Annotated in this window: 8 protein-coding genes; 4 read left to right on the top strand and 4 right to left on the bottom strand. The window is 74.7% G+C overall.

All coding sequences use genetic code 11. The annotated features are described in order from the left end of the window. Positions 1-99: 99 nt before the first annotated feature. Both ACZ5D2_RS23450 and ACZ5D2_RS23445 read right to left on the bottom strand, forming a co-directional pair. Positions 100-954, bottom strand: coding sequence for a glutamate ABC transporter substrate-binding protein (locus tag ACZ5D2_RS23450; RefSeq protein WP_371676368.1), 855 nt, complete (start codon positions 952-954; stop codon positions 100-102). Between the two features lie 97 nt (positions 955-1,051). Next, positions 1,052-1,837 (bottom strand): amino acid ABC transporter ATP-binding protein, encoded by a 786-nt coding sequence (locus ACZ5D2_RS23445; protein WP_371676367.1) that lies wholly within the window; start codon positions 1,835-1,837, stop codon positions 1,052-1,054. Positions 1,838-2,105: 268 nt separating this feature from the next. Here ACZ5D2_RS23445 and ACZ5D2_RS23440 point away from each other — a divergent pair, with 268 nt between their 5' ends. Both ACZ5D2_RS23440 and ACZ5D2_RS23435 read left to right on the top strand, forming a co-directional pair. Next, positions 2,106-2,828: a response regulator transcription factor gene (locus tag ACZ5D2_RS23440; RefSeq protein WP_371676366.1), complete on the top strand. Its 723-nt coding sequence runs from the start codon at positions 2,106-2,108 to the stop codon at positions 2,826-2,828. A gap of 10 nt (positions 2,829-2,838) precedes the next feature. After that, a complete protein-coding gene (locus ACZ5D2_RS23435; protein ID WP_371676365.1) occupies positions 2,839-4,251 on the top strand; it encodes a sensor histidine kinase in 1,413 nt (470 codons plus the stop codon). Here ACZ5D2_RS23435 and ACZ5D2_RS23430 read toward each other — a convergent pair. Beyond that, entirely contained in the window at positions 4,248-6,431 is a 2,184-nt protein-coding gene (locus ACZ5D2_RS23430; RefSeq protein WP_371676364.1) for an endo-beta-N-acetylglucosaminidase, read from the bottom strand. The two genes, ACZ5D2_RS23435 and ACZ5D2_RS23430, sit on opposite strands and share 4 nt — an antisense overlap. A 9-nt stretch (positions 6,432-6,440) precedes the next feature. Beyond that, positions 6,441-7,730 carry a glycoside hydrolase 5 family protein gene (locus tag ACZ5D2_RS23425; RefSeq protein ID WP_371676363.1) on the bottom strand — a complete coding sequence of 430 codons (1,290 nt, stop codon included), beginning with the start codon at positions 7,728-7,730 and terminating at the stop codon, positions 6,441-6,443. 221 nt (positions 7,731-7,951) lie between these two features. Between ACZ5D2_RS23425 and ACZ5D2_RS23420 the strand changes: the two genes are divergently transcribed. Together ACZ5D2_RS23420 and ACZ5D2_RS23415 are read left to right on the top strand one after the other, a co-directional pair. Next, positions 7,952-12,373 (top strand): glycoside hydrolase family 38 N-terminal domain-containing protein, encoded by a 4,422-nt coding sequence (locus ACZ5D2_RS23420; protein WP_371676362.1) that lies wholly within the window; start codon positions 7,952-7,954, stop codon positions 12,371-12,373. A 7-nt stretch (positions 12,374-12,380) separates the two neighbouring features. Continuing rightward, a complete protein-coding gene (locus tag ACZ5D2_RS23415; protein WP_371676361.1) occupies positions 12,381-13,466 on the top strand; it encodes a LacI family DNA-binding transcriptional regulator in 1,086 nt (361 codons plus the stop codon). Positions 13,467-13,485 lie beyond the last annotated feature (19 nt).

The following is a 13,485-nucleotide window of genomic DNA, read 5'->3' as shown; positions in this document are numbered from 1 at the left end:
CCCCCCCCCCCCCCCCCCCCCCCCCCCCCCCCCCCCCCCCCCCCCCCCCCCCCCCCCCCCCCCCCCCCCCCCCCCCCCCCCCCCCCCCCCACCGGGAAATCAGCTGCCTTCGGTGATCTGCGGGGCAGGCTCGTTCTTGTAGTCGGCCGGGCCGAGGTTCTTCTTCACGGCCGCCTCCCAGGAGCCGTCCGAGACCATCTTCCGGAGCGCGGCGTTGATCTTGGTCTGGAGCTCCTTGTCGCCCTTCTTCAGACCGATGCCGTAGTTCTCGTTGCTCATCTTCAGACCGACGAGCTTGAACTTGCCCTTGTTCTTCTCCTGCGCGGCGTAGCCGGCCAGGATCGAGTCGTCCGTGGTCAGCGCGTCAACGGCCTTGTTCTCCAGGCCCGTCAGGCACTCGGAGTAGCCCGGGAGCTCCTGCAGGTCGGCGTCCTTGGCCAGGTCCTTCTTGACGTTCTGCGCCGAGGTGGAGCCGGTGACGGAGCAGAGCTTCTTCTTGTTGAGGTCCTCGACCTTGGTGATGCTGCTGTCGTCGGTGCGGACCAGCAGGTCCTGGTGGGCCAGGAAGTACGGGCCCGCGAAGTCGACCTTCGCCTTGCGCTTGTCGTTGATCGAGTACGTCGCGGCGATGAACTTCACGTCGCCGTTGGAGATCAGGTTCTCGCGCTCGGCGCTGACGGCCTGCTTCCACTCGATCTGGTCCGGCTGGTAGCCCAGCTCCTTGGCCACGTACGTGGCCACGTCCACGTCGAAGCCGGTGTACTTGCCGTCGGGGGTCTTCAGGCCCAGGCCGGGCTGGTCGAACTTGATGCCGATGACGATCTTGTCCGACTTGCCGCCGCCCGACGCGCCCGCGTCGGAGGCCGAGTCCTTCGAGCCGCCGCCGCAGGCGGTCGCGGTCAGGGCGAGGACGACGGCCGTGGCGGCGGCCGCGCCGACCTTGAGAACCTTCATGGTGAACTTCCCTCGGATGAGACGTTGTTGGACGACGAGCGGGGCACGTCGTGGCGACGGCGTGCGCCGTCGACCGGATCACTACCAGACGCGGGCGTCAGTGGTGCAGGATCTTCGACAGGAAGTCCTTGGCGCGGTCGCTGCGCGGGTTGCTGAAGAACTGTTCGGGCGTGGCCTGTTCGACGATCTTTCCGTCGGCCATGAAGACGACCCGGTTGGCGGCGGAGCGGGCGAAGCCCATCTCGTGCGTGACGACGACCATCGTCATGCCCTCGGCCGCGAGCTGCTGCATGACCTCCAGCACCTCGTTGATCATCTCCGGGTCGAGCGCCGAGGTGGGCTCGTCGAAGAGCATCACCTTGGGCTCCATCGCGAGCGCCCTGGCGATCGCGACGCGCTGCTGCTGGCCTCCGGACAGCTGGGCCGGGTACTTGTCGGCCTGCGAGCCGACGCCCACCCGGTCGAGCAGCGACTTCGCCCTCTCCAGGGCGGTCGCCTGGTCCGTCTTGCGGACCTTGAGCTGACCCAGCATCACGTTCTGCAGCACCGTCTTGTGCGCGAACAGGTTGAACGACTGGAAGACCATGCCCACGTCGGCACGCAGCCGGGCCAGTTCCTTGCCCTCGGCCGGCAGCGGCTTCCCGTCGAGCGTGATGCTCCCCGAGTCGATCGTCTCCAGCCGGTTGATCGTCCGGCACAGCGTGGACTTGCCCGATCCCGAAGGACCGATCACCACGACGACCTCACCGCGGGCAATGCTCAGATCGATGTCCTGAAGCACGTGCAGCGCGCCGAAGTGCTTGTTGACGTTGCTCAGTACGACCAGGCCGTCCGCGGCTCCCGCCGCGTCCTGAACGTCCTTGGTCACTGATACTCCGCTCATCGGCTTCTTGCTCCGTCCTCCGTCGGTTGGGAGGACAGTAGTGACGGGTTGCGCACAGCGTCATCACATCTGAGGGAGAATTGAGCATAACGATCCGGCCTCGCGCCGATACGCTCCGTACGTGACACCCGCCCCCGGCACGTTTCGCCCGTACCGGGTGGATAACAGAAGACTCGCCGGACCGTAACCCCCTTGACGTGGGACTCTTCATGGGCGTGGATGCAGGGTGCCCGTGTACACATCCAGGAATCGAGGAAAGGGGGACGCCATGAGACTGCTGCTCGTCGAGGACGATGACCACGTCGCCGCCGCCCTGTCCGCGATCCTCGCCCGGCACGGCTTCCAGGTGACCCACGCCCGCAACGGCGAGGAGGCCCTGCAGGCGCTGCTGCCGGCCGGTGCCCCGTCCGGCGCCTCCCCCTACGGGGTGATCCTGCTCGACCTCGGCCTGCCCGACCAGGACGGCTACGAGGTCTGCGGCAAGATCCGCAAGCGCACCGCCACGCCGGTCATCATGGTCACCGCGCGGGCCGACGTGCGCTCGCGCATCCACGGCCTGAACATGGGCGCCGACGACTACGTGGTCAAGCCCTACGACACCGGCGAGCTGCTGGCCCGCATCCACGCCGTCGCCCGCCGCACCGGGGGCTCCGAGGAGTCCGCCGCCACCGCCGGCGGCAACGGCACTCCGGCGCTGGTGCGGCTCGGCGCGGTCGCCATCGAGCTCCCGACCCGCCGGGTCAGCGTGAACGGCGCCGACGTGCCGCTCACCCGCAAGGAGTTCGACCTGCTGGCCCTGCTCGCGCAGCGGCCGGGCGTGGTCTTCCGCCGCGAACAGATCATCAGCGAGGTGTGGCGCACCAGTTGGGAAGGGACCGGCCGCACCCTTGAGGTGCACGTCGCCTCGCTGCGCTCCAAGCTGGGGATGCCCGCGCTCATCGAGACCGTCCGCGGGGTGGGCTACCGGCTCGTCACCCCGGCCGCGCCCTAGGGGTCCCGCCGTGCGTGCCCGGCTGCTCCCGCTCCTCGTCGTCCTCATGGCGGGGGTGCTGCTCGCGCTCGGCTTCCCCCTCGCCGTCAGCCTGGCCGCCGCCCAGCAGCAGAAGGTGGTCGTCGACCGGATCGACGACAGCGCCCGCTTCGCGGCCCTCGCCCAGTTCGTCATCGACGCCGAGGGCTCCGGTTCCACCGGCGCCGACGAGCGCCGCGACACCCTCCAGCTGGAACTCGCCCGCTACCACGAGCTGTACGGGATCCGCGTCGGGATCTTCTACCGCGACGACAACGCCATGGTCCGCGCCCCCGGCTGGTGGCAGCTCCCCGAGTCGGGGGAGGGCCGTCGGGCCTTCGAGGAGGCGCTCGCCGGACGCCGCAGCCACGACCCCGGGCAGGTGTGGCCCTGGCAGACCGACGGCAAGCTCCTCGTGGTCTCCCCGGTCGTGCTCGACGGGGACGTCGTCGCCGTCGTCGCCACCGAATCACCCACCGAACAGATGCGCGGCGCGATCCTGCGCGGCTGGCTGATCATCGCCGCCGGCCTCGCCGCCGCCATGCTGCTCGCGTTCGGCGCGGCCCTGCGCCTCACCGGCTGGGTCCTCAAGCCCGTGCGGACCCTGGACGCGGCCGCGCACGGCATCGCCACCGGCCGGATGAACTCCCGCGTCGCGGCCTCCGGCGGCCCTCCGGAACTCCGCCGCCTGGCCCGTTCGTTCAACGAGATGGCCGACAACGTCGAAGAGGTACTGGAGCAGCAGCGGGCGTTCGTCGCGGACGCCTCCCACCAGCTGCGCAACCCGCTCGCCGCGCTGCTCCTGCGCATCGAGCTCCTCGCCCTCGAACTGCCCGAGGGGAACGAGGAGATCGCCTCCGTGCGCACCGAGGGCAAACGCCTCGCCCAGGTCCTGGACGACCTGCTGGACCTGGCGCTCGCCGAGCACGCCTCCGCCGAGATCAGCCTCACCGACATCGGGGCCCTCACCGCCGAACGGGTCGCCGCCTGGCGGCCGTACGCCGAGGAGAAGGGCGTACGGCTCACCGAGACGGGCCGGACCGCCGTCACCGGCTGGGCCGACCCCATCGCGCTCTCCAGCGCCCTCGACGCCGTCATCGACAACGCCCTGAAGTTCACGCCGGAGGGCGAGGAGGTGCAGGTGTCGGTCGCCGTCGAGGGCCGCAGCGCGCTCGTCGTCGTCGCCGACCGGGGGCCCGGCCTGACCGAGGAGGAGCTGCTGCGCGTCGGTGACCGCTTCTGGCGCAGCGGCCGCCACCAGAACGTCAAGGGGTCCGGGCTCGGGCTCTCCATCTCCCGCGCCCTGCTCGCCTCGGGCGGCGGGACCCTCTCCTACGCGACGAACCCTCCGCACGGGCTGCGCGTCACGGTCGCCGTCCCGCGCACCGAGCCCCACACCGGCTAGCCGGCCCGCCAGGGCAGGGTGGTGCGGGCCGGTGCGGAGGCGGCGTACGTCTCGTCGACGGCCCTCAGCTCGAAGGCGGCCGCCCGCTCCGTGCCGGCGCGGGTGACGGAGGGGAGGTGGAGGGCGGTCCCGCAGGTGCCGCCGAGGAAGCGGCGGGTGCCGTCCGGGAGGAGGCGGTGCAGCTCGTAGTGGCGGACCGGGCCCGGCGCCCGCTCCCAGGAGAGGCGGAGCTCGGCTTCCGCGCCCCGCCGGGCCGCGGCGTCGACCTTCAGGTGCGCGGGAGCGGCCGGGGGCCGATGGCGGTCGGTGTCGCGCAGCGTCAGGGCGCCGAGCCGCCAGGACACCGCCTTCTTCCCGGGCACGGTGATCCGTACGGCGAGGGCGTACGCGGTCTTCCCGGCCAGCGGCGCGAGCGCCACGCGGGAGGTCCGCCACCCCCGGCCGCCGCCCGGCCCGGCCGCCGCCAGCCAGGTGTACGGCACGGGCTCGCCGGGGCCGGCCGCCTCCCGGGTCGCGACACCGAGCTCCACCGACGCCCCGCCGGAGTGGACGAGCTCCGCGACCGCCCCGGGGGTCAGCGCCAGCCGGGTGGCGTGCAGGCCGATCGACGCGGGTGCGGCGAGGTTCCCGGCGACGAGCAGGCTGGAGCCGCCGCGCCAGGCTTCCGCGAAGTCCAGGGTCACCGAGGGGCGCTCCCCGGCGGTGTCCACCACCCAGCGGCGGCCGGGGAGCCGGTCCTGGAGCCCGAGGTGGTTCCAGGGCGTGTCGGAGGCGACCGCGCCCCCCTCGTACCAGCGCAGTCCGTGCCCGGTGTTGAACGAGCAGCCGAAGGGCAGGGCGGCGACCGTGGACCGGTCGGTCACCGCCGTGGCCGGGGCCCGCCAGCCGGACGGGGGCTCGGGCGCGGGACGGGCCGGATCCAGGGACTCGCCCGTCCAGAACCGGTCGTCGGCCCGGTGGAAGGCGCCGGGCGAGCGGTCGGTGAGGTGGTTGCGGGTCCACTCGGGCCGGTACAGGCCGAGGCTGACGACGTGGTCGCGGTCGCGCGGGAGGATCGCGTCCCAGTCGACCCGGGTGTCCCAGCCGCGGGACTCCGTGTCCACGGCCGCCCACAGCTCGTGGCGGGAGCGGCCGAGGCGCTCGGCGAGCGCGGCCGACTCCGCCAGGCTCCGCGCGGTCCAGCGGAAGTCGACGAACAGAGAGTCGGTGACCTTCCCCGACCGGTCCTCGAAGAACTCCTGGTTGAGCGCGTTCAGGGCACCCTGCCAGCCGACCCGGCCGGTGCTGTTCATGGCGTCGTACCAGGTGATCCGCAGCCCGTGCGGGGAGCCGGCCGCCCGCAGGGCGTGCAGGAACTCCCGGGTCCGGGTGGCGAGCGCGCCGTCCCCGCCGTCCGTCTCGGCGTTGACGAACCAGCCGTCGAAGCCGTACGCGCGGGCCACCTCGACGAGCCGCTCCGCCAGCGGGAAGCGGCCGAGGGGGTCCCGCCGGACCAGGTCGCGGGTCCACTGGAGGTCCCCGCCGTAGGCGACGGGCGGCAGGAAGACGTTCCCGAGGACCGGGACCCCGTTGCGGTGGGCGGCGTCGACCACCGGCGCGTTCGGGGCGAGGACGATGCCCTCTCCGGCGGAGCCGCCCCAGAAGACCAGCTCGTCCAGGTACGCCCAGTGGCTCAGGGCGTAGTGGTCGGCGGTCGCCGAACCCTGGGAGGGATTGCCCGCGGTGGGACCGAAGGAGACCAGGGCGGAGATCCGGGCCCGGCCGGCGCGGGCGGTGCGGTTCGCCGGCACCGGGGCGAACCGCGGGGCCAGCGGCACGGACGCGGTGTTGTGGGCCAGGTCCGGGTCGGACCCGGGGGACCAGTCGGCGAGGGAGCGCCAGACGATGCCGGGGCCCGGGGTGCCGGAGGGGAGCGACTCGGGGAACCAGTAGGAGGCGTACGGGGCCAGGGCGGGCGGCGGTGCGGCCGGGACGGCGCCGGAGGCCGGGGCGGGGGCCGGCGCCGCGGAGGCGGGCCGGGGCAGGGCGGCCGCCCCCGCCCCGGCGGCACCCGCGGCCAGGAGCGCGCGCCGGGTGGGGCGCGCGGCGGGCCGGGCGGCGGGCGCTGCCGCAGCGGCGGGGGTGGGGGAGGTCGCGGTGGCGGGGGTACGAGGATCGGCGCCGTTGCAGGTCTCGGACATGCGGGCTCCTCACGAGGGGGAAGGGGGTCGGATCACGTCGTGCACGCGCAGTACTTCGGTGATGCCGCGTTCGGCCAGCCGGGCCGGGTCCCCGGCGTGCTCCTCCAGGACCACTGCGGGGCGCACCCCCCGCGCCGCCAGCACCGCCCAGGCCTCGAAGAACGCGCCGCCCGGGGCGCAGGCCGCCCGCCCGGGGGCCGCCTCGTCCGTCCCGGTCCCGCCCGCGTCCAGCGCGAGCGCGGTGGACCGTAGGGCGGGGCGGTGCTCCCGGCCCCGCCAGGCCCCGGCGATCCGCGCGACGGCGGCCGCGACGGGCTTGGCGCGGCGGTCGTTGGTGAGCAGCCCGAGGCCGTACTCCAGCTCCGGGAAGTCCGCGAGCTCCCTGGACACGTCGTGCGAGCACCACCAGGTGACGCCCCACAGGTCCGGGCAGTCCAGCGCGGCGGCCACGGTGGCCTCGGAGAACCGCGCCGCGTGCTCGGGCGGGACCAGCGGCGCGGGCGCCCCGACCTCCTGGAGCCACACCGGGCGGCGCGGGTCCGCGGCCCAGGCCTTGGACAGTTCGATCAGGTACGCGGCGTGGTGCTCGGTGGCCGTCCCGCTGCGGCCGTGGCGCTGCGCGGTGCCGTTGAACACCCACGAGTGCACGGCGGTGGCCCCGCCGAGCCGGGCCGCCTGGGCGGGCGTGAAGGGGTGGCCCTCCCGGTACCAGACGGCGTCGTACTCGGCGTGCAGGTGCAGCCGTCCCGGCGCGCCCCGCTCGCAGGCGGCGAGCATCCGGCCCAGCCAGTGGGCGGCCTGCGCCGGGGTGATCCGGTCGGGGTCGGGGTGGGGGGCGTCGGAGAACTGGTTGATCTCGTTGCCGACGGTCATGCCCAGGAAGTTGGGCCGGTCTGCGAGGGCGCCGGCCAGGGTGCGCAGGTACTCCTCCTGCCCGGCCACGACCTCCGGGTCGGTGAAGATGCCGCGCCGGTGCCAGGTCCCGGTCCAGGCGGGCAGGAAGTCGAAGCTGGACAAGTGCCCCTGGAGACCGTCCACGTTGACGTCGAGGCCGCGCTCGGCGGCCGCGTCGGCGAGCGCCACGAGCTGTTCGACGGCCCGCGGCCGGATCAGGGTGCGGTTCGGCTGGAACACCGGCCACAGGGGGAACACCCGCACATGGTCCAGACCGAGCGCTGCGATGGAGTCGAGGTCGGCCCTGACCTCGTCGAGGTCGAAGTCCAGCCAATGGTGGAACCAGCCCCGGGTCGGGGTGTAATTCGCGCCGAAACGCAGGGTCCGTGGGGCCGCCTGGTGCATGAAAGGTCCTGGAGTTCAGGGGAATTCGCCGGATGCGCATAAGCTGCCGCGCCCCGTCGGGGAAGTCAACAGGGCCTTCACGGCCGCCATTCCGATCACGGCGCGTGCGCTGCTGCTTAAGCGCTTCAGTCCCGTTGACAGAAGGGCTGTGGGTGAGGAACCTGAGTGCGCTAATGCGGTTTAGTTGATTTGCCTTCGGCCGCACGAGGAAGGGTGCGCAAATGGACAGCGGTATTTCGGTCACGTCCGTGACCACCCCGGCCCTTTTCGTCGGCCCGTCCGCATCCCCCGTGCAGGCGGTGCGGATCTGCGTGCGCAGGAGCCGCCCCGCCGGCCCGTTGTGCGTCACCGTGCGCGGCCCCGGCCTGCACACCCCGCATCCCCGCCTGTTGCGCGCCGACACCGCCGAGGAGTGCGCCGGCGGGGCTGCGGGGTCCACCGTCGAGGTCGGCGTCGACACCGCCGGCGCACCGCCCGGCATCCGGATCCCGGCCACCGCCCGCGTCGCCACCCCCGACGGACGGACCCTGGCCGAGCTGCCGTTCACCCTCACCGTCGCCGAACCGGGCTGGACCGTACGGCTCGTCCCGCACTTCCACTACGACCCCCTGTGGTGGAACACCCAGGCCGCCTACACCGCCCTGTGGGACGCCCCGCCCGCACCCGGCGCGCCCCGACCCGCCTGGGAGTACGTCGGAGTCCCCGCCTTCACCCTGGTCCCGCTCCACCTCCAACAGGCCCGCGACGACCCCGCGTACCGCTTCGTCCTCTCCGAGACCGACTACCTCAAGCCGTACTGGGACGCCCACCCCGAAGACCGCGCCGAACTGCGCGCCCTCATCGCCGAGGGCCGCCTGGAGATCGTCGGAGGCACCTACAACGAGCCCTCCACCACCCTCACCTCCGCCGAGAGCACCGTCCGCAGCGCCGTCCACGGCCTGGCCCTGCACCGCGCCACCCTCGGCGCCGACCCGCGCACCGCCTGGCAGCTCGACGTGTTCGGCCACGACCCCTCCTTCCCCGCCCTGATGGCCGGCTGCGGACTCGACTCCGCCGTCCTCGCCCGCGGCCCCCACCACCAGTGGGGCCCGATGATGGACGCCTGGGGCGAGGCCCTGCGAGCGCCCGCCGCGATGCAACTGCCCGCCGAGTACGAGTGGATCGCGCCCGGCGGCGAGGGTCTGCTGCTGCACTACCTGCCCGCGCACTACTCCGCCGGCTGGCCCTCCCACCGGGCACCGGACGCCGAAGCCGCCGCCGAACGGCTGCTGGAGCTCTACGAACTGCTGCGCCCCGCCGCCGCCACGAAGAACGTCCTGATCCCGATGGGCACCGACTTCTCCTGGCCGCACCGCTGGGGCCTGGACGTGCAGCACGCCTGGAACCGCCGTTACCGCTGGCCGCGCATGGAACACTCCGGTCCGCGCGCCCACTTCGACGCCGTCCGGGCCGAACTCGCCGCACGGGGTGAGCGGCCGCTGCCCGTGACCCGGGAGATGGGCCCCGTCTACACCGGCAAGGACGTCAGCTACGCCGATGTGAAACAGGCCCACCGCGCCGCCGAGAACCTCCTGGAGCAGGCCGAGGCCTTCGCCGCGCTCGCCTGCGCCGAGGGGCTGCTGACCCACCCGGGCCACACCCTCGCCAAGGCGTGGCGGCACCTGCTGCACGCCGCCCACCACGACGCCGTCACCGGGACCTTCTCCGACCAGGTCTACCTGGACCTCCTGCCCACCTGGCGGGAGGCCCACGAACTGGCGGGCGCCGTACGGGAGGAGGCGCTGGCAGCGCTCACCGCCGCCGCCGACACCCGCGGTCCCGGCCCGCTCGCCGTGACCGTGCACAACCCGCTGTCGTGGACCCGGACCGATCTCGTACGGACCCGGGTGGACCTGGCCGCGGTGGGGCTGACCGCTGACGGGGCCGCCCGCCTGGCCGTGCTCGACGCCGAGGGACGCGCCGCCGCCGTCCACCTGGAGGCCGTGGGGGGCGGGGGCGCGCACGTGGTCTTCCTCGCCGCGGACGTGCCCCCGCTCGGCCACCGCACCTGGTGGCTGGCGGCCTCGCCGGAGCCGCTCTCCGGCGGGTGGGCGCCCGCGGCCGGTACCGCGGTCGAGAACGGCCTCTTCCGCGCCGAGGCGGACCCGGAGCGCGGCGGCGGCCTCACCCGGCTGCTCCACCGGCGCACCGGCCAGGAGATCATCACCCCCGGTGAGGTGGACGAACTGGTCGTCCAGGAGGAGCACGCGCAGCACCCGTACTTCGGCGAGGGGCCCTGGCACCTGCTGCCCAAGGGGCCCGGCACCGGTTCGGGCGGCGCGCCCGCGCGGTCCTGCCGGGCGGAACGGGGGCCGCTGGGCTCGCGGATCGTCTCCGAGGGGCGGACCGGTCCCGTCCGCTGGACCCGCGTGACCACCCTGTGGGACGGCCTGGACCGCGTCGAACTGACCACCCGCGTCGACTTCGAGGGCAGCGACACGCTGCTGAGGCTGCGGATACCCGCCGACGTGCCCGGGGCGCTGCCGGTCGCGGAGACCGCCGCGGCGGCGGTCGGGCGCGGCTTCGCCTTCCCGGAGGCGGATGCCGGGGCCGATCACACCCGGGCGCCGTGGACCCTGGACAGCGCCTGCCTGAACTGGTTCGCCCTGTCGGCGCCCCTGACCGGGCCCGGCGACCGCGCCGACGCGGGCGGTGCCGGTGGTGCCGGTGTCGATGGGGACTGCGCCGACGGTGTCGGCCGGGCGTTGGGGGCCTGCGAGATCGTGCTGCCGGAGGGTGCGGCTCCGCCCGGCCTGCGGGAGCTCGTCACCGCCCTGGGCCGCCTCGGTGTCACGGCGACCCCGACCCGGCCCGGCGGGCCGCGCTGGGGCGACCTGGCGGTGGACAGCAGCCTGCCGGACTTCCGCATCGCGCTCGGGGGCCCCGGGCGGAACCCCTTCACGGCGACGGTGCTGGCCTCGGCCGGTCCCGCGTACGGGCGTGCGCTACGGGAACACGCGCGGGCCTGGATCCCCGCCCGGGCCCCGCTGCGGGAACTGTGGGTGCCCGGCTGCGACCTGACCGGCCCGCGCGACCTGCCGGTGCTCGTGCACACCGGGCCGCCGGGGCGCCTGGCCGCGGACCTGACCACGACGGGCCGCCTGGTCCCGCCGCCGCCGGCCCTCGCCGGGGACCGGCCTGGAGAGCGCGCCGGGGAGCGGCCGGAAGGGCACGCCGAAGACCCCGCCGGGGACCGGGCTGGAGACCACGCCGAAGACCCCGCTGGGGACCGGCCCGGAGGCCACGCCGGAGACCGCCCCGGAGCCGTCGTACGGTCCGTGGCGGCCGCCCCGGCGCCGGTGGCCGGGCCCCGCGAAGTGCCGTACGCGGGGCGGACGGTCGGGGTCCTCGTTCGCGGGACGCCCAGCTTCGCGATCGACACACGGGGCCGCCTCCACAGCACCCTGCTGCGCTCCTGTACCGGCCGCCCCAGCGGGGAGTGGATGGACCCGCCCCGCCGCACCACCCCCGACGGCAGCTCCTTCCAGCTCCAGCACTGGACCCACGTCTTCGAACACGCCCTGGTCGCCGGCCACGGGGACTGGCGGGAGGCCGATCTGCCGCGCCGCGGGCGGGAGTTCAACAAGCCGCTGACCGCCGTGACGGCCGCCCCCGGCCCCGGGCCGCGTCCGCCCGCCCGGTCCCTCCTCGTCGTGGAACCGGCCGACCGGGTCCTCGTGGAGGCGGTGAAGAGGGCCGAGGGCGGCGCTGACCTCGCCGTCAGGCTGCGCGAGACCCACGGCCGCCCGGCCTTCCCGGTCGTGGCCCGGTCGGCGGAGCCAGCGGGTGACGCCGTCGAGGCCGACCTCCTGGACCGGCCGCGGGGCCCCTTCGGCGGACGCGTCGACGGCGCCGCCACGACCACCCTGCTGCTCCCCACCCGCTCCGGCATGCCCGCGCGGGCCGGCGAACGCGAGCCGATCCAGCCCGTGTTCAGCCGCTACTGGCTCCACAACACCGGCACCGCCCCGCTCGGCGACGCCCCCTGGACGGTGACCTGCCGGGGAACCCCCGACGACGCCACCGTCACCGCGGCCGCGCACGGAGCCGCCGCGGGCCCCGTCACCCTGGAGGTCCGCGCCCCCGACGGCTGGCGGGCCGCCTGGACCCGCCGGACCCTGGAGCTCCCGCCGGGCGGCCACGCCCGGATCCCCCTCACCGTGCGGCCCGACCCCGGCGCGGCCCCGGGGGAGCACCTGGTCCGGGTCCTCGCCGCCACCCCGGAGGGGGAGTTCGAGGACGCCCTCACCGTCACCGTCCCCGGCGGCCCGGTGCCGGCCCGGCTCTGGGTCCGGGTCATCGGGCCCGCGGTCACCGTGGCCCCGGGCGAGCGGGTCCGTGTACGGGTCCGGGTCGGCAGCACCGGGATCCGCAGCGCCCTCACCGGTACCGCGTACCTCGCCTCCCCGTACGGCACCTGGCGGCTCGCCGGGCCCGCCGCGCAGCCCCTGTGCGTGCGGCCGGACCGCCCCGCCGAGCCCTCGTTCGAGATCGCCCCGCCCCTCACCACCGCCCCCGGGAGGTACTGGCTGGCGGTGAAGGCGGCCTGTCAGGGCAGGATCGCGTACGGTCCGCCCATCGCAGTCCACGTCACCGAGGGATGAGGCAGGCATGGCCCGCAGACCCACCATCAAGGACATCGCCCGTCGGGCCGGCGTGTCGGAGAGCGCCGTCTCCTTCGCGCTCAACGGCCGCCCCGGGGTGTCCGAGCAGACCCGTGCCCGGGTCCGCCGGGTCGCCGAGGAGCTCGGCTGGCAGCCCAACAGCGCGGCCCGCGCCCTGTCCGGCGAGCGCTCCGGCGCCGTCGGCCTGGTCCTGGCCCGTCCCGCGCACACCCTCGGCGTCGAATCCTTCTTCCTCCAACTGGTCTCCGGCATCCAGGAGGTGCTCTCCGCCGAACGGATCGCGCTGCTCTTCCAGGTGGTCGAGGACATCGAGGCCGAATGCGCCGTCCACCGACGCTGGTGGGCCGAACGCCGCGTGGACGGGGTCCTCGTCGTGGACCCGCGTACGAGCGATCCGCGCCCGGAACTCCTCGCCGGACTCGGCCTGCCCGCCGTCCTGATCGGCGGCGACGGCGACGGCGACGGGGACGGCGACGGCGGCGAGGGCGGGGTCGGGGTCGGGGGCGGCGGACAGCCGTCCGTGTCCCGCGTCTGGGCCGACGACTCCCGCGCCATGACCGAGGTCCTGGACCACCTCCACGGGCTCGGCCACCGCCGCATCGTCCACATCGCGGGCCTGCCCGGCCTGGCCCACACCGCCCGACGCGTCGCCGCGCTGCGCGCCGAGGCCGAACGGCTCGGACTTCCGGCGGGGCAGGTGCGTTCCGTGCCCACCGACTACTCCGACAGCGAGGGCGCCGCCGCCACCCGCCGGGTCCTCGCCGAACCGGAGCCGCCCACCGCCCTCGTCTACGACAACGACGTGATGGCGGTGGCCGGCAGCGCCGTCGCCGCCGAGCTGGGCATCCCCGTCCCCGGCCGGCTCTCGATCGTGGCCTGGGACGACTCCGCCCTGTGCCGGGTCACCCACCCGCGGCTGACCGCCCTGGTCCGCGACACCGCCGGATTCGGCCGGCTCGCCGCCGAGGAACTCCTGGCCGTCCTCGCCGGTGGCCCGCCCCGCGCCCGGGAGAGCGAGCTGCCCCGGCTGGAACCCCGCGAGAGTACGTCCCCGCCCCCGGCCGCATACTGAAATCCGACCCTTCTCAGGA

This window comes from Streptomyces sp. NPDC031479 (genome assembly GCF_055581065.1).
Note: the sequence above shows the minus strand (reverse complement) of the source record. Positions and strands in the feature narration are given on the sequence as shown.